Source organism: Rathayibacter sp. CAU 1779, assembly GCF_054551755.1.
Map to the genome: position 1 here is coordinate 769,143 of NZ_JBTOLK010000001.1, position 20,023 is coordinate 789,165.

Consider the following 20,023-nt stretch of genomic DNA (forward strand, 5'->3'; position numbering starts at 1 on the left):
GGTTCTCCTCCCGGCGTCTCGTGGGCGCCTGTTGTAAATGACACCGGTGAGTATCATTACAGAGGAAATCATACGCCGTGCGCAGCGGGATCGGGAGGCCGTCATGAAGGTGGCAGTCGAGGAGCCGCGTCGTGGCCGTCCGACGGCCGAACAGCGGGAGGAGCGGCGGGAGCGGATGCTGGAACGCTCGCTCGCCGTCTTCCTGGAGCGCGGATACCAGGGGTCCAGTCTCGATGAGCTGGCGCGCGCATCCGGGGTCACCAAACGCACCATCTACACGGACTACGGCGACAAAGAAGGACTCTTCGCCGCCATGGTGGAGGCCCTCGCCGGCGGGATCAGCCACGGATCCGACACCACGGGCGACACGCTCGAGTCGCTCGCCACGCGCATCGTCGTGCGCATCCACTCGGAAGATCTGGTCGGCCTGCACCGCCTGGTCATCGCCGAGGCGCCGCGCTTTCCGGAGCTCGCCAGGGCGTTCTACGAAAGCACCGACGCCCGCCACATCGTTGCGCTGCGCGCGCATCTCGTGCACGAGCACGGCGAGGAGGCCGGCGAGCTCGCGCCCGCCCTGTTCTCCCTGCTGCTCGGCGAACGCCACAGGCAGAGGCTGCTCGGCGTCGAGGGCCCCGCATCCGAGGCGGAAGCCCTGCGGATCGTGCGGGACGCCCGCAGGCTCCTCGGCCTGACGCCGCGTCGGTAGCGGCGCGCGGAGTCACAGGGAAACGTGCGCGGCACCCTCGTTCCGCTGTCCCTTGATGTCGCTCCTCGACGGATCCCGCGACGCGAAGGGACAGCGGAACCGGGATGCGGCGACCGCGTCGTCCGCACTTCGGTGAGCCGCGTGCGGCACCTACCCTGATCCCATGGGTGAACTGAACGGGACGGTGGCCGTCGTGACCGGAGCGTCGAGCGGGATCGGGGAGGCGACCGCGCGGGCGCTCGCCGCGGAGGGCGCGAGCGTTGCGCTCATCGCACGTCGACGCGATCGGCTGGAGGGGCTGGCGCAGGAACTGGCATCCGCGGGGTCGACAGCGCTGGTCGTCGAAGCCGATGTCACCGACCGCGATCAGGCGCGCACGGCGGTCGCACGCACGGTCGATGAGTGGGGGCGGCTGGACATCCTGGTGAACAACGCGGGCGTCATGCTGCTCGGCCCCATCGAGGGTGCACCCATCGAGGAGTGGGACCGGATGCTCGACCTCAACCTCCGCGCGCTGCTCTCCGTGACCGAGGCGGCGCTTCCGCATCTGCTGGCGGCGGCCGACAGCGGCCCGCGCCGCGTCGCGGATCTGGTGAACATCTCGTCGACGGCCGGACGCCAGGTGAAGCGCGGATCCGCGGTCTACAACCTCACGAAGCACGGCGTCGGCGCCTTCAGCGAGTCGTTCCGCCAGGAGTTCAGCCGTCGCCACCTGCGAGTGGGCGTGGTCGAGCCCGGTGCCGTTGACACGGAGTTGCGTGAGCACCTGCGTCCGGAGGTGCGGGAGGCGCAGGCCAAGCGGATGGCGACGATGGAGCGGCTCCAGGCACCCGACATCGCGGATGCCATTCGCTACATGGTCACGCGCCCGCGGCACATGGTGGTCAACGAGCTGCTCGTGCGGCCGACGGAGCAGGACGACTGAGACCGGATGCCTACGACTGCCCGGACTCCTCGAGGATGGTCCGTAGCCGGTCGAGATCCGCGGCGATCAGTGCCGCATCTCGCGCGAACTCCTCGTCCGTCGCATCGAGCTGTCGCACCGTGAAGATGATCTCCGCGCCATCCGGGTGGTCGATCACGCGCAGCGCGTTGTACGTCGTCTCGCCCGACGGCAGAGTGACCCAGTGGTCGAGCACGCCGAAGTCGTTGCGCGGCGCGAACGTCATGCGGATGCTTCCCATCGGCGACTCCGTGACAAGCACGTCGCCGTCGTGTGTGATCGGCGCGTTCGTGAGGCCGGCAGCCCACGCCGGCAGATTGTCGACATCCGCGGCGTAGTTGTAGACCTGCTGTCGTGACCGACGGATGACGGCACTCACGTGACGACTGGGCATTTCGCGTCGTTCGGACATGTGACCCATTGTCCAGGAGGGGTCCGACATCGGCGGGCGAGCGGTGGCGCATTCGCCCCCGCTCCGCTGTCCCTTGACGTCGCCTCTGGACGGTTCTGGCGACACGAAGGGACAGCGGAAGTGGGACACAGGTCGGAGTGGGACGCCGGAGGGCGTGCCGCGGCCGACGGGCGAGTGACCCACGGCGACCTGGGAGCGTGATCAGCGCACGAGCACAACGCCGTCTCGGTCCGCCCAGGCCGAATCCGCGGTGAGCACCTCGGCCTGCAGCCGAGCACCGAGCGCCAGACAGAGGCGGTCCTCGAGCGAGAGGTTCTCCCCGCGGCGCCACAGGGATGCGGCGGCCTCGGCATCCGCGACGGTCACCGGCTGCACCGTCAGGTCATAGCTGAGCAGCACGCCTCGCGCGAGTGCCCAGTCCGCTCCGGATGTAGCGACCTTCTGCGCTGTCTCCGAACAGTTCGCGGCGCTGACGCGCCACCTGATTCGAGCCGGCCGGCCGTCACGCGTTCGATCAGCCCGAAGCGGCATATACGCTGCCACGAGTGGACCGGATGACGACGGGATTGCTTCGGGGATTGGGCCGATTCAGCGCGGCGCATCCGTGGTCGCACAACGATGCCTACACGCCGTGGATAATGCGGCACGCCCGCAAAGTTCGTCGGGCCGGCGGACTCAGCGCGCTGGATGTGGGATGCGGCACCGGAAACCTGCTTCGCAAACTCGCGGATGTCATGCACGATCTCACCGGTATCGAACCGGACGTCCAGACCGCCATGCGCGCCCGCGCCAACCTGGCCGACATCAACACGGCGACCGTGCATCAGGCCTCATTCGAGGCGGTCTCTCTCGGCCAGCCGAGCTACGACCTGGTGACGTTTGTTGCGGTGCTTCATCACATGCCCTTGACGCAGACGCTTGCAGCTGCTCGATCATTGGTGCGGCCCGGAGGCCGTCTGGTCATTGTCGGGCTGGCGCGTGAAACTCCGGCCGATCTGCCGTGGTCCGTCGCCTCTGTGTTCCTCAACCCGCTCATCGGGGCGGTGCGACATCCCCGGCGCGCGCGCGAAACCCCGGAGAACATGACGGCCCCAACCGCAGAGCCGCAAGAGACGTTCGAGCAGATCGTGGATGCGGCGCGCGCCGTGATCCCGAGCGTGAAGATACGCCGCTCGCTCTTCTGGCGCTATACGGCTGTTTGGGTGGCGCCGGTGTCCGAGTAGCGAACCTTCACGAACCTCCCCGCATTTCCATTATCCCTTGGGAGGGGGGCCTTGCGGCAAGGCCCCCCAGTTGAGGCAGAATCGCTGATCGTGCCGGAAATCGAGGCGCGAACAAGGTGGGAGTATGCATGGCATCGGCTGACGCGAGTGACGAGAGAAGAGGCGACGCGAGAGTGTCGGCCGAAGCCGGCGGTCGTGCTGGGGCGCGCAGCGCATTCGACCTGCCACCGCGGCTTGCCGCGAAGGCGGATCCCGCGCTGATCGGCGGGGACGAGGCGCAGTTCGCCGCCATCGGCACCGCCCTCCGCACCAGGATCGATGACCTGAACAGGCGTCTGGACGAGGAGCGCGCCGCGCCTGGCGGGGCCGGCCAGCAGTCGATGGACCGGGATCTCGAGGTGCGGCGGCTGGCATCCGAGCTGCGGTTGATGCGCCGGTTCGGCCTGGACCTATGCCTCGGGCGCATGGTGACCACAGACGGCGAGGCCGTGTACATCGGGCGCATCGGGCTCACGGACGACGACGGACGGCGGCTGCTCGTGGACTGGCGGGCGCCGGCATCCGAGCCGTTCTTCGCGGCGACGCACGCCAATCCGATGGGGCTCGTCAGCCGGAGACGCTATCGCTGGAGCGTCGGCCGTGTCAGCGACTACTGGGACGAGGTCTTCACCGCCGAGGGCCTGGAACACAACGCGGCGCTCGACGACCAGTCGGCCTTCATCGCGAGCCTCGGCACGAGCCGGTCGTCGCGCATGCGCGACGTGCTGAGCACGATCCAGGCGGATCAGGATGCCATCATCCGCGCCGATTCGCACGGCCCGTTGGTCGTCGACGGCGGTCCGGGAACCGGCAAGACCGTCGTCGCGCTGCACAGGGCCGCGTACCTCCTCTACTCGGAGCCCCGGTTCGCCCGCGGCGGTGGCGGCGTGCTGTTCGTCGGTCCGCACCAGGCCTACCTGTCGTACGTCGACGACGTACTGCCGAGTCTCGGCGAGGAGAGCGTGCAGATCTGCACGCTGCGGGACATGCTGCCGGAGGGCGCGGAAGCGCGCGAGGAGCGGGATGCGCGGGTGGCCGCACTGAAGGCATCCGAAGGGCTCGAGCGCGCGGTGGAGGCGGCCGTCCGTGCGTACGAGACGCCGCCGGCGGCCGCGCTGACGGTCGAGACGCCGTGGGCGGAGATCGAGGTCGGATCGGCGCAGTGGCGCGAGGCCTTCGGATCCGCCGAGCCCGGGTCGACCCACAACGACGCGCGCGATCAGGTGTGGGAGTCGCTGCTGGAGATCCTGATCGACGAAGCCGACGATGAGGATGCTCCCCCGCACCTGATCCGTCGCTACCTCGCCCAGGACGAGGCGCTCACGCACGCCTTCACCCGGGCGTGGCCGGTGCTGGATCCGGCAGGCGTCGTCTCGGATCTGCTCACCGTGCCCGGCTATCTCGCGGGGTGCGCGCCCTGGCTGTCGGACGATGACGTGCGGATGCTGCAGCGCGAGGACGGGCGCGCGTGGACGACATCCGATTTGCCGCTGCTGGATGCCGCACGTCAGCGCATCGGCGACCCGGAGGCGATCAGGCGCTCCCGGCAGCGTGAGGCGGCGGTCGCCGCCGAGCAGGAGCAGAAGAACCTGGTCGTCGCCGACCTGATCGCCGCCGATGACTCGGAGCTGATGGTCATGAAGATGCTGCGCGGCGAGGACCTGCAGAACACGCTCGTGGACCAGGACGCGTTGCCCGCCATCGATCCGGACCTGCTGGCCGGGCCGTTCGCCCATGTCATCGTCGATGAGGCACAGGAGTTGACGGATGCCGAGTGGCAGATGCTGCTGCGTCGCTGTCCGTCTCGCAGCTTCACGATCGTCGGCGATCGGGCGCAGGCACGACACGGCTTTACGCAGAGCTGGCAGGAGCGGCTGGCCCGAGTCGGCGTCGGCGAGGTCACGATGTCGTCGCTCAGCGTGAACTACCGCACGCCCGTCGAGGTGATGACCGAGGCGGAGCCGGTGATCCGTGCCGCGTTCCCGGATGCGAACGTGCCGACCTCGATCCGCACGAGCGGCATCCCGGTCGTGCACGGGTCGGTCACCGAGCTCGAGGAGATCCTCGAGTCGTGGCTGGAGTCGAGCGCAGACGGGGTGGCGTGCGTCATCGGTGCACCGGACTTCCGCGGGATGCCGCGCGTCCGCTCGCTCAGCCCCGTCACGGTCAAGGGACTGGAGTTCGACCTGGTGGTGATCGTGGATCCGGATGCCTTCGGCGACGGCATCGAGGGCGCGGTCGACCGCTACGTGGCGATGACCCGGTCGACGCAGCAGCTCGCGATCCTGGCGACGGCGACCGGCTGACCCACTCCATCCGCGGTCAGTTCGCATGATCGCAGGCACCGCGATCGGCTGCGATCACGCGACGTGGTCGTACACCTATCGTCGGGTCGAATGTCGGATGCCTCGCCTAGCGTCGACGCATGAGCGACGAAGCGAACACCGAGTGGACCGTCGAGCGACATCTGGCAGGCCAGCCCGAGGCATCCGTCGAGTTGTACCGGGCGTTCATCCGGATGGTGGAGGGCATCGGACCCTTCACCTACGCGGTCGCAAAGTCGACCATCACACTGAAGGGTGTGCGGCGCGGCTTCGCGGGCGCCAGGCCCACCGCGAAGGGCCTCTCGGGATACTTCGACGTGCAGCGCGTGATCGAGGACGACCGGATCCAGAGGTCGTCGCCCTACACGAAGCGGCTCTTCGTGCACCAGTTCCTCATCACGGATGCCGCGCAGCTCGACTCAGAGTTCGAGGGCTGGCTGTGGGAGGCGTACGCGGTGGGGGCGGGCGAGCACCTCGCATCCGCATGACGGCAGGCGGCGTCTGACCGTCAGCCGGACCGCAACAGCATCCGATCTCGGCGGCGTGCAGACTCAGGGGCGCGCAACTCAGCGGCGGAGCGCGGTGGGCCGTGGTATCCCGAGGTCTTCGATGAGGTCGCCGAGAGCACGGTCCAGCTCCGCGCCGGCCTGGGCCACCTTGTTGATGCCGAAGCCGCCGAGGCTCGCGCTCGGCACGTCGAACCCCAGCACGGTGCCGGCGTCTCGCGCTGCGTGCGCCTCCAGGCGCAGCGGTGAGTACAGCAGCGCGGCGGGATCGTGCCGGAACAGTCGGGCACCGATGCCGTGGTTCACGATCAGCCAGACGGCGCTCGCCGTCGGGTTGCCGGCGAAGCGCATGAGCTCATCCGGACGGGAGGTCCACACGCGCACGAATCCGCTCGGCGCCTCCCACTGCAGGCCGCGCACGAAGCCCGACCAGTCGCCGTCCTCGGTGAGGCGGGCGGAGGCATCCGCATCGGTGAGCGACGGGACGGCCTCTTCGAACGCGGCGACGAAGGAGTCGAAGCGGGCGTTGAGGTGCAGCTGCACCCTGGTCGCGGCGTATTCGGTGGTGGTCTCGGTCGCGTCGTAGCTCACTGTGACATCCTGCCGCGCCGGACAGCGCCACAATGGTCGGATGCCAACCCGACTGATCATGGACTGCGACACCGGAACCGACGACGCGATAGCGATCATGGCGGCAATCGGTCATCCCGAGCTCGAGCTGCTGGCGATCACGACGGTGAACGGCAACGTCGCACTGCCGAACGTCACCGAGAACACCCTGCGCGTGCTCGACCATCTCGGGTCGAGCATCTCGGTGTACGAGGGGGCCGAACGCCCGCTCGTGCGCGATGACCTGCCGATTCCCCGGGACGTGCTGAACGCCGACAACCCCGAGTTCCAGGCGCCGCTCGCGCTTCCGACCGCGCGGAGTCACGCTCAGGCGACGCCTGCCGTGGAGTTCTTCGTTGACTTCTACCGCGACGACGCCAACGCCGACGTGACCCTCGTGGCGACGGGCCCGCTCACCAACGTGGCGGCCGCGCTGCGGAGGGATCCCGCCCTCAGCGAGCGGATCCCTCGTCTCGTGCTCATGGGCGGCGCGGTCTCCGGCGGCAACGTCACGGCGGTGGCCGAGTTCAACATCTGGGTCGACGCGGATGCCGCACAGGAGGTGTTGACCGCCGGCATCCGCGACGTCGTCGTCATGCCGCTGGATGCCACGCACAGCGCTCCGCTCACCGTCGCAGACTGCGACGCGCTCGCCGCGCTCGGCACCCCAGGCGGGCAGGCGGCGGCCGCGTTCATCAGGCACCGCATCGAAACGGACGGCGACGGAACGGCCGGCGACGCCGAGACCGGACCGGATGCCCCGGTGCACGACCCGCTGTGCGTCGCGTACCTCGTCGACCCCCTGGTGCTCACGGAGTCGGGGCGATACCCGGTGACGGTCGAGACCACGGGCGAGCACACGCTCGGCGAGCTGATCGTGGATCGTCGCCCTTGGTCGCCCGGCGGACCCTCGGCGACGGTCGCCCTTCGCGCGGACCACGACAGGTACATCGGCTTTCTGCGCGACGCGCTCCGCGGCTGACGACACGCCGCCCGGAGGTCTTGGTCAGCCGCCAGACACCGCCGACACGTACCCGTGCATGAAGCCGATGACGAACATCACCACGCCGACGATCGTCCCGATGATCGACACCGCGAGCCCGACGTAGCCGAGCCACTTCGTCGAGCCTCTGTGCAGCGCGATCCCGGACAGCACGAAGCCTGCGATCAGCAGCAGGATCCCGACGAGCTCCGGACCGGTCCACGGCAGCACGACGGCGATCAGACCCAGGACGGCCGCAGCCACGGCGCTGTAGCCAACGACATCGCTCGATTCAGACCGAGCCGGGCCGATGGGGCCGGCAGGCGATGCCGTCGCGGCGCCAGCGACACGGTCGGTCCAGGCGGATCCGTCCCAGTAGCGGAGCCCGGAGGATTCGTCCTCGTACCAGCCCGCCGGCGCCTGTCCACTCATCCGTCGATCCTCCCGTTGCGTCATCCGCGTCATCCGCCGAACGCGACCACCCCTGTTCGGGTGTCGAGAACGAGCATGCCACCTGCGTGGGCCGGTGTGCAGAGAGTGCGGGCTCATCCGTCGCGAAGTCTGCTCGCACCTCCCGGCCACCCTCTGGGGGCGGAAGAGCGATGGCTCAGGCGGCCAGATGGAACGTGTCTGCGAAGCGTCCGAGCAGTTCGCTCCGGCCGTCGAGCACCTCGACGACGCCCGTGGCGATCGCCCGATCCGCGGTCAGTTCCCCGGTGATGAGATGACGGATGTCCGGCCCGGCAGCGAAGGCGAGGTCGGCCGGTCCTATCCCCCGTGTCACATCGAGTGCCGAGCCGTCCACCCGAACGAGCAGCTCGGCCGCGCCGAACCGCGTGGCGTACGAGGTGGTGGGCAGGGTCGCCGCCACCTGCGGACGGAACGCGGTGCGCAGATCCATCGTCACCGAGTCGGGCGTGATGACCTGCTCGTCGCGCGGATCGTCCAGCGCCTTGAAACCCCAGGCGCCGAACGCCAGCACGATCGGCTCCAGTTCGCGGCCGTACGGCGTGAGCTCGTAGAGGATGATGCGCGAACGTGGCGCCCTGCGGATGACGCCCGCCGCCTGCAGCTCTTTGAGCCGCGCTGCCAGGATGTTGCTCGGGATGCGTGGAAGCCCCGCGGCGAGCTCACCGTAGCGACGTGGCCCGACGAGCAGATCGCGCACGATGAGCAGCGCCCAGCGTTCGCCAACGAGCTCCAGGGCTCGCGTGATGCCGCCGTACTGGCCGTAGTCGCGCGCTGCCATCGAGCTCAGGACTGCTGGACCGGGGCCTGCTGGCTCGCGTACGCCTCCGGACCCTCCTGTGCGGCGACCGGATCCATCCAGCCGAACTCGACGATGTTGCCGTCGGGATCGGTCACCTGGCGCTGGTACATGAAGCCATAGTCCGCTGCCGGACGCGCCTCTGTGCCGCCTGCGGCGAGCCCGTCGGCGACGACCGCATCGACCTCCTCGCGGCTGTCGCGGAACAGCGCCACCGTCATCGACGGATTCGCCGCCGGGTTGCCGATGGGCAGATCCGTGAACGTCTGGAAGTAGTCGCGCGTCACGAGCATGAAGTAGTTGTGGTCTTCGTCGACGACGATGCAGGCCGCGTTGTGATCGGTGAACTTCGGATTCACCGTGCCGCCGATCGCCTCGTAGAACGCCTTGGCGCGCTCGAGATCGGTGACGGGCAGGTTGACGAACATCATGCTCATGGTGGTCCCCTTTGTCGGTTCCGTATCCGGTGTGTTCTTCGTGCGAACGCGTTAACACTTGCAAAAAGCAAGCTGACTGTCAAGAGACTCGACTTGCCCCGCCGCCGGCTCCGGATGACGGGCGATCCGACCCGCACCCCGAATGCGACACCCCGGCACCCGATGCGACCCGCGAACGCGACACCCGGTCATCCGGCGGGGCCGGACCGTCGCAGCCCACGAGAATGGGCCCGTGGTCGATCAGGGGGAACAGCCAGGGCATCCGCACCGTCGCCTCAAACAGGGCAAAGGTCGGATGGAGGCGATCAGCGACGGCGTTTTCGCGGTGGCGATGACGCTCCTCGTGCTGGACCTCGCCATCCCGCTCGCCGCACGAGGGAACCTCGTGGGCGCCCTCCTGAAGGAGTGGCCCGGCTACCTCGGCTTCCTCGTGAGCTTCGCCACCATCGGGACCATCTGGCTCGGGCACAACACGATGACGGAGTACCTCGAGCGCGTGGATCCGGTGCTCCTCCGCCTGAACCTCCTCCTCCTGTTCTTCGTCTGCCTGCTGCCCTTCGCGACGGGACTGCTCGGCGAGTTCCGAGACGCAGAAGGCGCTGAACGCGTCGCGTCGGTGACCTACGGGATCATGCTGCTGCTGTGCTCGGCGCTGCTCTCCGTGCTGTGGCGCTACGCCGTGAGCGCGAAGCTCGTCATCCCCGATCTCGACGACGACGAGATCTCACTCCTCACCACGCGCCTCACACCCGGCCTGGGCGGCTATGTCGTGCTGATCGTGCTGGGCGTCTTCTTCCCGAAGATCTCCGTGTTCGGATACCTGCTGGTCTCCGTCTTCCTGCTGCTGCCGTTCCGTCCACGGATGCCACGCCGTCGCGCCCGCGAACGTCCCCCGTCACGCGCCCGGGGTTGAGCGAGGGCTCACGCCTTCGGTGATCGCGCCTCGATGAGCCTGTCGCGGGATCCGAGGATGCCGAACACCACCTGTACGACGACCACCGCGAGCATCACGACGAGCGACACGGCCCAGGCGTTCGTCGCATCGTGCAGCACGCTGATCACGATCGGCCCCGTCGCGGCGAGCAGGTAGCCGATCGACTGGGCCATCCCGGAGAGGGCAGCCGACTGCCCGTGGTGGTGCGTGCGGAGGCCGAGCAGGGCGAGCGCGAGCACGATGGATCCGCCGGAGCCGAGCCCGATCGAGCACACCCAGAGCAGGCCGAGGGCCGGGACCGTCAACTGGCCGAGGATGCCGACGAACATCAGCACGCTCACCGCGACGGCGATCGGGCGCTGATCCCGCAGCCGGTTGATCGTCGCGGCCGCGAGCACGGTGCCGACGAGACCCAGCATCTGGTATGCGAACTGATGCCATCCGGCGACGACAGGAGAGAGCCCGCTGGACTGCTCGATGGCCGGCCACCACGTCACGACCGTGTAGTAGATGGTCGACTGCAGTCCGAGGAACAGCGTCACCTGCCACGCGAGGGCTGATCCCCACGGCGAGCGGTATCCCCTCACGCCACGTGCCGCCCGGACGGACGCTGCCTGAACGGACGGTTCCGGGGCAGAAGTCGCGGTCGTCGCGGTCGTCGCGGTCGTCGACCGCCCGGAGCGCGCGTCGGGCCCGCGCCGCAGCTGCGGGAGCAGCACGCCGAACGCGATGACGGCGAGTCCCGCCCAGAGGCCGAGGGAGAGGCGCCAGCCGTGCGGCGCGGCATCCGCGATGGGTACGGCGATTCCGGCGGCGACGGCGGCGAAGGCGGACTGCACCGCCGAGTAGGTCCCGGTGACGGAACCCACGCGGGTCGGATAGTCGCGCTTGACGAGCGCAGGCAGAAGCACGTTCAACAGGGCGATCGCGAGACCCAGCAGCACCGTTCCGACCCAGATGGTGACGGTGCCGGGCCAGGATCGCGTCACGATGCCGATGGCCAGCACGATGAGCGCCGCGCCAAGGGTGCGCTCGATGCCGAGCCGCGACGCGAGCAGCGGTGCCACAGGCGAGAACACGCCGAACGCCACGAGCGGTATGGAGATGAGCACCGACGCCGTGACCGCGCTGAAGCCGAGATCCGCCCGGATGTCGCCGAGCACCGGACCCACCGACGTGATCGACGCGCGCAGATTCGCCGCGATGAGCAACAGCCCGATGAGCACGAACCCGCCGCGCGCCATGCGCAGCGTGCGGTCGGCGGATGCTTTCGGTTCGGCATTCGGCACGGGTGACGCTTTCGTAGGTGGGCGGACCATTCGAGGGTAGGCGCTCGCCGGATCCGATCCCGCAGTCCGGCCTTCGGCACGATCCGGATGCCGCGGGACCGGCCGAACCTCTGACTGGACCCTTCGTCTCGCCGCTACCGTCGCGCCGGTCGCGCGTATCGGCACGCGACAAACACGATTCACGGATGCTAGTACCAGGCGTATTACCGTTGTCGCGTGGCGACACACGATGGTGCGGCCCGGCAGGCGCAGCGGGCAGAGGTGAAGCAGGCAGAGGCGAAGCGGGCAGAGGCGAAGCGGGCGCAGACGAAGCGTGCCGACAACGGTCGCTCCGAGCTCGGCGCCTTCCTGCGTGCGCGGCGGGAGACCCTCTCGCGAGCGGATGCCGGCCTGCCCACGCTCGGCCGCACCCGCACATCGGGGCTCCGCCGCGAAGACGTCTCGTACCTGAGCGGCGTGAGCGTCACCTGGTACACGTGGCTGGAGCAGGGGCGGGACATCCATCCGTCGCGTCAGGTGCTCGACGCCATCGCACGGGCGCTCCGGCTCACGGTCACCGAGCACGACTACCTGCTCGCGCTCGCCGGGTATTCGCCGGCACCGGTGGCGACCCACTCGAGGGTCGTCACGGCACCAACGCAGCTGCAGCGTTTCATGGATGCCCTTGCCGACTCTCCTGCCTACACCGTCACTGCGGACTGGCACATCGCGGGGTGGAATGCCGCTTACGCCGCCCTCTACCCTGGCGTCGCCACCGCGCGCGCCGAGGACCGCAATCTGCTCTGGCTCGTCTTCACCGACCCGTACGTGCGGGAGCTCCTTCCGGACTGGGATGTCACGAGTCGCCGGTTCGTCGCCGAGTTTCGAGCAGATGCCGGACCCCGCCTCGGCGACCCCGCTTTCCTCGACCTGATCTCGCGTCTCGAGGAGGCGAGTCCGGAGTTCCGTTCGGCGTGGGCGGCTCACGACATCGAGGGATTCACGTCGCGTGAGCGGGTTTTCCGGCATTTCACGGCCGGCCTGATCACGCTTGAGCACCACCAGTTCGTTCCGTCTGACCACCCCGACTTGCGCGTGGTCGTCTACACCCCGGCGCCCTAGGGAGCGCGGTAAGGAGTACTGCCGAAAGTTAGATCCGACGAAGACTTGCTGGATTAATAACACACTGAGTGATACTTTTCCGTTCGGGTCGGGATCGATGACGATCCGGGTGGAGTACCGCACACCCGCTTCGCGCCCTGGTCCTTTCTCCATGACAGGCATGACAGAAAGGTCTCGCACGGTGTTCAAACGATTGGCGTCTGCCGTACTGGCTGCGTTGGGAATCGCTCTTCTCTCGGTGGCGACGGCGGCGCCCGCCCACGCCGGCTCGCCCGGCCGTCCATCCCCACCAGGCTCGTCCGAGTCGAAGCTCTGGGACACCCAGCTGTTCTTCGACAACAACGGTGTTCCGTGGTCGGTGTCCGACTTCCAGGCACTGCGGGCCAAAGGCATCACTGGGGCGGAGATCGACCTTCCCTGGGGCGGCATCGAGCCGTCGAAGGGCACATTCGACTTCTCCGAACTCGATACCGAGCTGGCGAATGCGGCGAAGGCGCGCTTCACTCTCGTTCCGATCTTCTGGCAGTCCGGATGGACTGGCAGCCCGGCTCCCTGGGAGACCGATCGCGAGGTGACGAGCGACGGAGGGACCGGGGTGGCACCCGCGTGGTGGGGTGGCGGACAGAACGCATACTTCGACTACGTCGAGACGACCGTGCGGCACATCACTCACACCCCCGGCTACGGCGGCGCCATCCTCGACTACGGATTCCTGGATGCCCAGTGGGACAACCAGGGCACGGGTGGATGGGCGCAAGCCGATATCGACGAATTCCACGCCCATTACTTGCCCGAGCATTTTCATGGGATTGCCGCCTTCAACGTGGCACACGGAACGAACTACGCATCGTTCTTGGATGTGCCGGCCGCAAAGCCGGGCGAGCCGCTCGCCGACGTCTATCAGGCATTTCGCTCGTGGAGCGTCGCGGACACGTATGCACGCCTGACTGCGGCCGTGAGAAGAATCTCAAACGGTCCGCTCTACTACTACTTCGGTGGGCACCTCGCGAACGCGCCGAGCTACGCGAACAATCCCGATACCTTCTTCGCCCTCGCTCGCCGATACGACGTGACGGTGATCGTGGATGCCGCGCAGTCACCCGGCCTGGCGCTGACCTTCGGTTCACTTGCTCGCGCTTACGGGGTGAAGCTGGCACAAGAGTGGACTGCACCGGACGGCCAGGCAGCGCTGAAGGCTCAAGCCGCACAGTGGGTCGCGAACTACGGACTCGGCCTGCCAGAGGGAGGCGGAGAGGACTTCTTCATCCACGATGGAACCGACAAGGATGTCTACGGATATCCGATCTACACCTCGTGGCTCTCTACCCTGAAGTCGCTCGACGGTTCGTACCCGTCGCAGCCCGTGGCCGTGTACGTCGATGTGTCGCAGGGCTACGACAACTCCGCGGGCGGTTCCCTCCTGAACGTCGAGAATCTGATCACGACCGCATGGGATCGAGATCAATCCGGATTCGACGTCGTCACGAGCCAGGAGATCGCGAACGGACGCGTCGATCTGTCGCATTACCGGGCGGTGCTGCCGCTCAACGGCCAGGACGCGCACGTCAGCGCCTACGCATCTCACGGTGGTGTCGTTCTCAGCGACGCTTCCCAGCTGCTCGACTACGCGCCAGCCTATGCACAGCTGACGAGCGCAGGCGCGCTCCAGGTCGTTCCGACGGTCGCGCCCGACCGACGAAGCGCACAGATCGTCCTGGCCGAAGTCAGCAGTGCCTATCCGTACGACGGGTCCGTCGTCCTGCGGACGGACGGTCTCAACCTGCGAAAGGGTGCGTATCACGTCGTCAACGGTTCGACAGGCAAGCCGCTCACCCAGGTTGTGTTGAGCGACGGTGGCCTCTGTGTACCCGCACAATTGGCGTCCGCTGAACTCGTGTACTGGCGGGTCGTTGCTGGGCCGGTGCCGCAGGGTACTCCGGAGCCGACCACGTGCCCGGTCTCCCCGGGCTCGTCCGAGTCGACGGTGTCGGTCACGGCGGGCCAGCCGGGGGAAGGCATGCAGTTTCTCGGGGTCGGTCAGGCGGGGCATGGAGCAGACGGAAATCTGAGTGCGACGACGCAGGACGGCACGCCCGCGGTGCAGACCTGGACGAGCGATCAGAGCGGCGCCCCCACGGCGAATGTCTACCTGCAGGTCGATCCGTCGAGCGCGGTCGCCGCCTCGAGCACGATCGATCTAACAGTGACGTATTGGGGCAGCGTCGGGCAGGGGTTCACCGCGCAGTACGACGCCCCAGGCGATCCCTACCATGCCGGACCCTCGGTGAACAGCTCGGGAACGGGCACGTGGGAGACCGCGACCGTGCGGCTTAGTGATGCTCAACTCAGCGAGGCACAAAACCTCTCCGCTGACCTGCGGCTCGTCGCACGGGATCCCTCGCAGCCGCTGATCATCGCCAGCGTCAGCATGAGCGCCGTGTCCGGCTGATATCGGGATCACGCAACCAGGAGGGCCTCCGAGTCACCCGTCACCGGGCTCGGGGGCCCTTGCGCGCGTCCACATCGTCTGGCTTGCGAGGCACGGAGCACCCGCAACGCACAGGCACTCGCAAGGCACGGAGTATTCGCAAGGCACGGTGTGCCTCAACAGCGTTCCATGACGCCGCTTTTCTTGCACGTGGCACGTACGCTCGCCACATGCCCACCGCTCCCGACTTCGATCTCGTGGTCCGTCGTCTGCGCGCCGCAGGATGCGTCTTCGCCGAAGACGAGGCCCGCCTCCTGATCGACGAATCGCTCGACGAGGCACAGCTCGAGCGGGATGTCGCGCGGCGCGTGGCCGGAGAGCCGCTCGAGTACATCCTCGGCTGGGCGGAGTTCCGCGGGCTCCGCATCGCTGTCGCGCCCCGTGTCTTCGTGCCGCGTCAGCGCACGTCCGTGCTCGTGCAGGAGGCGCTGCGACTGGCACCGCGGGCTCCCGTTGTTCTCGACCTCTGCTGCGGTGCGGGCGCGATCGGCGCGGCCATCCTCGATGCCCGACCGGATGCCGCGGTGCACGCCGCCGACATCGACCCGGCCGCCGCAGACTGCGCGCGTCGCACCCTCGCATCCGTCTCGGCGTCGTTCGGCTCGAACACTGCGTCACGCAGTTCGGACACTGCATCGCACCCCGAGCCGCGGGTCTACGTCGGCGACCTGTACGCGCCGCTGCCTGCATCCCTCCGCGGAGCCGTCGACCTCATCGTCGCGAACGCGCCGTATGTGCCGACCGACGAGATCCGTCTGATGCCGCCGGAAGCCCGCGAGCACGAGGCGCTCGCAGCGCTCGACGGCGGCGACGATGGATTGGCGCTGCAGCGCAGAGTCGCGGACGGCGCGCGCGGATGGCTCAGGTCTGGCGGACACCTGCTCATCGAGACGAGCAGGAGGCAGGCATCCGCCACGGCGGGCATCCTCGAGTCAGCCGGGTTCACAGTCTCGATCGTGCACGACGACGACGTGGACGGTACGGCAGCCATCGGCACTCTGCTCTGAACGCGATGTCTGGTGGAGTCGCGTCAAGCACAGCCCGCGCGCATCTCTTCCCGCGGCTCGACGTTCATCACTGCCGCTCGACGTTCATAACTCAGGACCGAAGCCTCGATTGGGCTCGTCATCCGCCGTCCTGCGGCACCTGGATGGTTCCACAGTTCCTGCCTTCCTGAGTTGTGAACGCGTGTGCCCCTTACCGCACTGAGAAGGCACTGACAGGCGCCACGGCGAGCACTCGTCTACGACCGGTAGAATCGACGCGGCCTCGGCTTCCGCCTCCCGCACCGCGGATGCCGCCACTGAACGCAGGAAAGAAGTCACGTGAGCTCAGCCGCGCCCGAGCGCGTCAGCGCCCGTCGATCCTGGTCGGATCGGTACTGGATCGTCGCCCTGACGCGCGCGATCGTCGCCCTCCTCGCAGGCGGCTTCATCACGTTCGACCCGGAGCACTCGGCCCGCGTCGGCCTGATGGTCTTCGGCAGCTTCGCGCTGCTCGAGGGGATCGTCGTCGGCGTGGGCAGCCTCGTGCTCAAGGATTCCCTGATCAGATGGCTGTTCGTCGCCCAGGGCGCACTCAGTGTCGTTGTCGGGATCGCCGCCCTCGCACTGAACGGCGCAGGCCTCGGGGTGCTGCTCTACGGCGTCAGCGTCTGGGCCCTGCTCACCGGATTCGCCGAGCTCTACTGCGGAATCCGCAGTCGCGGCCGGTCGGAGTCGTCCCGCGACTGGATGGTCATCGGCGCACTGACCGTGGTGCTGGCCGTGGTCTTCCTCGTCATTCCGCCCGACTCCCTGCTGGCCGTCGGCCTGTTCGGCGCCTACGCCGTGATCGTCGGCGTCTACGTGGGGATCGGGGCCTTCACCCTCAAGTTCGGACTGGCACACGGGCACGCCGCCGACGACACAGCTTCGGAGAAACACGCGTGACCGACGACAACAAGACACCTGAGGGGCGCCAGCCGAGCCTGCGCGACCGCATGAAGCCCATCGAGTTCATCGGCATCGCCGCGGTGCTGGCTCTCTTCGTGGGCCTCATCGTGCTGATGGCCACGCGCGAGCCGATCCTGTCGCTCATCTTCTTCGGCGTCGCGTTCATCGTGACCCTCGTCGTGCTGGCCATGTTCGCGCTCGGGTTCAAGCCCGACGACGAGGAGCGACGCGACCTCGCGGAGCAGAACCACGAGCATCCCGAGCTCCCTTCAGGCGAGACGGATGCCGGTGGCTCCGACACCCCGGACGCCCCGTCCGGCCCTCGCAACCCGCACGACTGAGTCCATCACGTGCCGAGGGCCCGCGCAGTCATGGCCGGCTGGGTGAACGAGAGGGTCTAGCGTCGGGCACTGGGTCCTGAGTAGATTCGCCGGGAACTCTTCCGCGGATAGGGCAGGTCTGGCACGCATGAAACGAACCTCGTGGTTCCTGTTCGGCATCGGAACGCTGCCGTTGTTGGGTACCGTGCTCTTCAACTCGTCGGTTGGCGTGTTCGAGAAGTCGGTAGTGATCGCGGCCACCCTCTTCGTCGCAGCGATCATCGCCGCTATCGAAGGGACGCCCGCGCGAAGGGCGAAACGAGAGGCCGCACGGGAAACCTCGTCGGAGATGACCAGGGAGTCATTGTTCCGGGAGTGACAGCGACCCTCGGGCTCGCGACATGATCGGACGAGGCTGCCCACAACGGGATCCATCTCGGTGAGTCGGGGATCGGAGGTGTGACGGGCCCGATCCAAGCCCGCGGCGGACCGGTCTTGCGGCGGCGGTCGCGCTAGTCGAGGGTGAGGAGTTCCCCGACGTTCCTCGAGAAGTATGCCAAGACGGCAGTGAACTCGGGCCCACTACACCAAGCCCCTGCTGTCCTCGTGAAACGTGGCGCCGGCCCGGAAGACCGCGGCCAAGCCGGTCAGCGCGCCCGCCGCCCTACATCCGGTCGACGAGCTCCGACGCGAGTCCCACGTACCCGGCAGGGGTCAACTCGAGGAGGCGAGCCTTGGCATCCGCTCCGATGTCGAGCGTCTCGATGAATGCTGCGAGCCCCTCGCGATCGACGCGCTTGCCGCGGGTCAGCTCCTTGAGCAGGGCGTAGGGATCGCTGATGGACGAGCGTCCGGCGGCGACCTCCGCGCGGATCACCGTCTGGATCGCCTCGCCGAGCACCTCCCAGTTGGCCTCGAGGTCGCGGTCGAGCGCGTCCTGGTCCAGGGCGATCTCGCGCAGGCCGCGCTCGATGTTGTCCAGCGCGAGGAGCGAGTGCCCGAGGCCGACGCCGATGTTGCGCTGCGTCGTCGAGTCGGTGAGGTCGCGCTGCAGGCGGCTGGTGACGAGCGTGGACGCGAGCGAGTCCAGCAGTGCGCTGGACAGCTCCAGGTTCGCTTCGGCGTTCTCGAAGCGGATCGGGTTGATCTTGTGTGGCATCGTGGACGAGCCGGTTGCGCCGGCCTGCGGGATCTGGCGGAAGTACCCGAGCGAGATGTACGTCCAGATGTCGGTCGCGAGGTTGTGCAGCACCCGGTTGGCGTGCGAGATCCGGCCGTAGAGCTCGGCCTGCCAGTCGTGCGACTCGATCTGCGTGGTCAGCGGGTTCCAGGTGAGCCCGAGCGATTCGACGAACTCGCGCGAGATCGCCGGCCAGTCGGCACCCGGATCCGCGGCCAGATGCGCAGAGAATGTGCCTGTCGCCCCGCTGAACTTGCCCAGGTACTCGCTGTCCGCCACCTGCTTCGCGATCCGCTCCAGCCGATACACGAAGACCGCGAACTCCTTGCCCATGGTCGTGGGCGTCGCGGGCTGGCCGTGCGTGTGGGCGAGCATCGAGGCATCCCGCATCTCGATCGCGCGAGCGCGCAGCGCGTCGATCACGACCCGGAACTTCGGCAGCCACACGTCGCGCACGGCCGACGACACGGTCAGCGCGTACGAGAGGTTGTTGATGTCCTCGCTCGTGCAGGCGAAGTGCGTGAGCTCCGCGATCGAGTCGAGGTCCAGCTCGTGCAGCTTCTCGCGCACCAGATACTCGACGGCCTTCACGTCGTGACGCGTGGTGGCCTCGAGCGTCGCGAGCCGGTCGATCTCGTCCTGCCCGAACTCGGTGACGAGCGCACGCAGAGCGGATGCCTGTGCATCCGTCAGCGGCCGGCTCCCGAACATCCCGTGAGAGGTGAGATACAGCAGCCATTCGACCTCCACCTGCACGCGGGCGCGGTTCAGGCCGGCCTCGGAGAGGAAGTCTCCGAGCGACGAGACGGCGGCGCGGTAGCGGCCGTCGAGCGGGCTCAGCGGCTGGGGAGGCAGGGATGTCATGGCTTTCCGTTTCCTTGAGTCGGAGGGCGCAGCGCCGGTGCCAGCTGGGCGAGCAGAGCGCGATCCGCGCGCTCGATCATGCCGAGCACCGCGGCGAAGAAGGTGTGGTCGGAGTAATACGGATCCGGCACGTCAAGTGAATCGGATCGCGGAGTCTCGAAGCTGCGCAGAAGCTGCACCTTGCTCCGGTCGATGCTGTTCGTCGTCCAGTTCTTCAGGATCCGCTCGTGGCTGCGATCCAGGGCCACGACGAGGTCGAGGTGCTCGAACCACTCCGGATCGAACTGGCGGGCGCGGTGGGCGGAGCCGTCATAACCGTGAGTGTGCAGGGTCTCGACGGCTCGCGGATCCGCCTGCTCCCCGACGTGCCAGTCGCCGGTCCCCGCTGACGACACCTGGATGCGGCTGCCGAGCCCGGCATCCTCAGCGAGCTGTCTGAACACCACCTCGGCCATGGGGGAACGG

22 protein-coding genes are annotated in these 20,023 nt (G+C 68.0%); 13 read left to right on the top strand and 9 right to left on the bottom strand.

Going from position 1 to position 20,023, the window contains the following annotated elements:
* Positions 1–103: 103 nt before the first annotated feature.
* Entirely contained in the window at positions 104–706 is a 603-nt protein-coding gene (locus ACX9R5_RS03460; RefSeq protein WP_459407601.1) for a TetR/AcrR family transcriptional regulator, read from the top strand.
* Between the two features lie 163 nt (positions 707–869).
* Complete coding sequence (locus ACX9R5_RS03465) at positions 870–1,631, top strand: SDR family NAD(P)-dependent oxidoreductase (RefSeq protein ID WP_459407602.1); 762 nt, start codon at positions 870–872, stop codon at positions 1,629–1,631.
* A gap of 10 nt (positions 1,632–1,641) precedes the next feature.
* Here the strand turns inward: ACX9R5_RS03465 and ACX9R5_RS03470 are convergent, their stop codons facing one another.
* Together ACX9R5_RS03470 and ACX9R5_RS03475 are read right to left on the bottom strand one after the other, a co-directional pair.
* Positions 1,642–2,061, bottom strand: a complete 420-nt coding sequence (locus ACX9R5_RS03470; protein ID WP_459407603.1) for an SRPBCC family protein — start codon at positions 2,059–2,061, stop codon at positions 1,642–1,644.
* 201 nt (positions 2,062–2,262) lie between these two features.
* A complete protein-coding gene (locus ACX9R5_RS03475; protein WP_459409028.1) occupies positions 2,263–2,592 on the bottom strand; it encodes a PIN domain-containing protein in 330 nt (109 codons plus the stop codon).
* Between the two features lie 23 nt (positions 2,593–2,615).
* Between ACX9R5_RS03475 and ACX9R5_RS03480 the strand changes: the two genes are divergently transcribed.
* From ACX9R5_RS03480 to ACX9R5_RS03490, 3 genes are all read left to right on the top strand, one after another.
* A complete protein-coding gene (locus tag ACX9R5_RS03480; protein WP_459409029.1) occupies positions 2,616–3,284 on the top strand; it encodes a class I SAM-dependent methyltransferase in 669 nt (222 codons plus the stop codon).
* Between the two features lie 173 nt (positions 3,285–3,457).
* The gene (helR, locus tag ACX9R5_RS03485; protein WP_459407604.1) at positions 3,458–5,629 is read left to right on the top strand and encodes an RNA polymerase recycling motor ATPase HelR; all 2,172 of its coding nucleotides are present in this window, start codon (positions 3,458–3,460) and stop codon (positions 5,627–5,629) included.
* A gap of 119 nt (positions 5,630–5,748) precedes the next feature.
* Entirely contained in the window at positions 5,749–6,135 is a 387-nt protein-coding gene (locus tag ACX9R5_RS03490) for a DUF5655 domain-containing protein (protein ID WP_459407605.1), read from the top strand.
* Between the two features lie 78 nt (positions 6,136–6,213).
* On the opposite strand, the gene ACX9R5_RS03495 is transcribed toward ACX9R5_RS03490, so the two are convergent.
* A complete protein-coding gene (locus ACX9R5_RS03495) occupies positions 6,214–6,744 on the bottom strand; it encodes a hypothetical protein (protein WP_459407606.1) in 531 nt (176 codons plus the stop codon).
* 40 nt (positions 6,745–6,784) lie between these two features.
* Here ACX9R5_RS03495 and ACX9R5_RS03500 point away from each other — a divergent pair, with 40 nt between their 5' ends.
* Complete coding sequence (locus ACX9R5_RS03500; protein WP_459407607.1) at positions 6,785–7,744, top strand: nucleoside hydrolase; 960 nt, start codon at positions 6,785–6,787, stop codon at positions 7,742–7,744.
* A gap of 24 nt (positions 7,745–7,768) precedes the next feature.
* Here ACX9R5_RS03500 and ACX9R5_RS03505 read toward each other — a convergent pair whose 3' ends face one another.
* The 3 genes from ACX9R5_RS03505 to ACX9R5_RS03515 form a co-directional block, all read right to left on the bottom strand.
* Positions 7,769–8,176 (bottom strand): DUF2510 domain-containing protein, encoded by a 408-nt coding sequence (locus ACX9R5_RS03505; protein ID WP_459407608.1) that lies wholly within the window; start codon positions 8,174–8,176, stop codon positions 7,769–7,771.
* A 175-nt stretch (positions 8,177–8,351) separates the two neighbouring features.
* Entirely contained in the window at positions 8,352–8,993 is a 642-nt protein-coding gene (locus ACX9R5_RS03510) for a winged helix-turn-helix transcriptional regulator (protein ID WP_459407609.1), read from the bottom strand.
* A 5-nt stretch (positions 8,994–8,998) separates the two neighbouring features.
* Entirely contained in the window at positions 8,999–9,448 is a 450-nt protein-coding gene (locus ACX9R5_RS03515) for a VOC family protein (RefSeq protein ID WP_459407610.1), read from the bottom strand.
* A gap of 232 nt (positions 9,449–9,680) precedes the next feature.
* On the opposite strand from ACX9R5_RS03515, the gene ACX9R5_RS03520 reads away from it, so the two are divergent.
* Complete coding sequence (locus ACX9R5_RS03520; RefSeq protein ID WP_459407611.1) at positions 9,681–10,361, top strand: TMEM175 family protein; 681 nt, start codon at positions 9,681–9,683, stop codon at positions 10,359–10,361.
* Positions 10,362–10,369: 8 nt separating this feature from the next.
* Here ACX9R5_RS03520 and ACX9R5_RS03525 read toward each other — a convergent pair whose 3' ends face one another.
* A complete protein-coding gene (locus tag ACX9R5_RS03525; protein WP_459407612.1) occupies positions 10,370–11,671 on the bottom strand; it encodes an MFS transporter in 1,302 nt (433 codons plus the stop codon).
* Positions 11,672–11,887: 216 nt separating this feature from the next.
* Between ACX9R5_RS03525 and ACX9R5_RS03530 the strand changes: the two genes are divergently transcribed.
* The 6 genes from ACX9R5_RS03530 to ACX9R5_RS03555 all read left to right on the top strand — a co-directional run bounded on the left by ACX9R5_RS03530 (position 11,888) and on the right by ACX9R5_RS03555 (position 17,893).
* Positions 11,888–12,772 (top strand): helix-turn-helix transcriptional regulator, encoded by an 885-nt coding sequence (locus ACX9R5_RS03530; protein WP_459407613.1) that lies wholly within the window; start codon positions 11,888–11,890, stop codon positions 12,770–12,772.
* Between the two features lie 160 nt (positions 12,773–12,932).
* Complete coding sequence (locus tag ACX9R5_RS03535) at positions 12,933–15,221, top strand: hypothetical protein (RefSeq protein ID WP_459407614.1); 2,289 nt, start codon at positions 12,933–12,935, stop codon at positions 15,219–15,221.
* Between the two features lie 209 nt (positions 15,222–15,430).
* Entirely contained in the window at positions 15,431–16,267 is an 837-nt protein-coding gene (locus ACX9R5_RS03540) for a putative protein N(5)-glutamine methyltransferase (RefSeq protein WP_459407615.1), read from the top strand.
* A 318-nt stretch (positions 16,268–16,585) separates the two neighbouring features.
* Complete coding sequence (locus ACX9R5_RS03545; RefSeq protein WP_459407616.1) at positions 16,586–17,191, top strand: HdeD family acid-resistance protein; 606 nt, start codon at positions 16,586–16,588, stop codon at positions 17,189–17,191.
* Complete coding sequence (locus ACX9R5_RS03550) at positions 17,188–17,535, top strand: hypothetical protein (protein ID WP_459407617.1); 348 nt, start codon at positions 17,188–17,190, stop codon at positions 17,533–17,535. The genes ACX9R5_RS03545 and ACX9R5_RS03550 overlap by 4 nt, the downstream gene beginning before the upstream one ends.
* Before the next feature lie 127 nt (positions 17,536–17,662).
* The gene (locus ACX9R5_RS03555; RefSeq protein WP_459407618.1) at positions 17,663–17,893 is read left to right on the top strand and encodes a hypothetical protein; all 231 of its coding nucleotides are present in this window, start codon (positions 17,663–17,665) and stop codon (positions 17,891–17,893) included.
* A 285-nt stretch (positions 17,894–18,178) separates the two neighbouring features.
* Here ACX9R5_RS03555 and purB read toward each other — a convergent pair whose 3' ends face one another.
* Together purB and ACX9R5_RS03565 are read right to left on the bottom strand one after the other, a co-directional pair.
* Positions 18,179–19,558: an adenylosuccinate lyase gene (purB, locus tag ACX9R5_RS03560; RefSeq protein WP_459407619.1), complete on the bottom strand. Its 1,380-nt coding sequence runs from the start codon at positions 19,556–19,558 to the stop codon at positions 18,179–18,181.
* The gene (locus ACX9R5_RS03565; protein ID WP_459409030.1) at positions 19,555–20,013 is read right to left on the bottom strand and encodes a low molecular weight protein-tyrosine-phosphatase; all 459 of its coding nucleotides are present in this window, start codon (positions 20,011–20,013) and stop codon (positions 19,555–19,557) included. The genes purB and ACX9R5_RS03565 overlap by 4 nt, the downstream gene beginning before the upstream one ends.
* Positions 20,014–20,023 lie beyond the last annotated feature (10 nt).

Bases quoted from the DNA above. Each gene is read 5' to 3' on its own strand.
- ACX9R5_RS03505 (WP_459407608.1), bottom strand. From the start codon at position 8,176: ATGAGTGGACAGGCGCCGGCGGGCTGGTACGAGGACGAATCCTCCGGG.
- ACX9R5_RS03535 (WP_459407614.1), top strand. From the start codon at position 12,933: ATGACAGAAAGGTCTCGCACGGTGTTCAAACGATTGGCGTCTGCCGTA.
- ACX9R5_RS03465 (WP_459407602.1), top strand. From the start codon at position 870: ATGGGTGAACTGAACGGGACGGTGGCCGTCGTGACCGGAGCGTCGAGC.
- ACX9R5_RS03510 (WP_459407609.1), bottom strand. From the start codon at position 8,993: ATGGCAGCGCGCGACTACGGCCAGTACGGCGGCATCACGCGAGCCCTG.
- ACX9R5_RS03460 (WP_459407601.1), top strand. From the start codon at position 104: ATGAAGGTGGCAGTCGAGGAGCCGCGTCGTGGCCGTCCGACGGCCGAA.
- ACX9R5_RS03515 (WP_459407610.1), bottom strand. From the start codon at position 9,448: ATGAGCATGATGTTCGTCAACCTGCCCGTCACCGATCTCGAGCGCGCC.
- ACX9R5_RS03540 (WP_459407615.1), top strand. From the start codon at position 15,431: ATGCCCACCGCTCCCGACTTCGATCTCGTGGTCCGTCGTCTGCGCGCC.
- ACX9R5_RS03475 (WP_459409028.1), bottom strand. From the start codon at position 2,592: ATGCCGCTTCGGGCTGATCGAACGCGTGACGGCCGGCCGGCTCGAATC.
- purB (WP_459407619.1), bottom strand. From the start codon at position 19,558: ATGACATCCCTGCCTCCCCAGCCGCTGAGCCCGCTCGACGGCCGCTAC.
- ACX9R5_RS03490 (WP_459407605.1), top strand. From the start codon at position 5,749: ATGAGCGACGAAGCGAACACCGAGTGGACCGTCGAGCGACATCTGGCA.
- ACX9R5_RS03480 (WP_459409029.1), top strand. From the start codon at position 2,616: ATGACGACGGGATTGCTTCGGGGATTGGGCCGATTCAGCGCGGCGCAT.
- ACX9R5_RS03470 (WP_459407603.1), bottom strand. From the start codon at position 2,061: ATGTCCGAACGACGCGAAATGCCCAGTCGTCACGTGAGTGCCGTCATC.
- ACX9R5_RS03500 (WP_459407607.1), top strand. From the start codon at position 6,785: ATGCCAACCCGACTGATCATGGACTGCGACACCGGAACCGACGACGCG.
- ACX9R5_RS03565 (WP_459409030.1), bottom strand. From the start codon at position 20,013: ATGGCCGAGGTGGTGTTCAGACAGCTCGCTGAGGATGCCGGGCTCGGC.
- ACX9R5_RS03555 (WP_459407618.1), top strand. From the start codon at position 17,663: ATGAAACGAACCTCGTGGTTCCTGTTCGGCATCGGAACGCTGCCGTTG.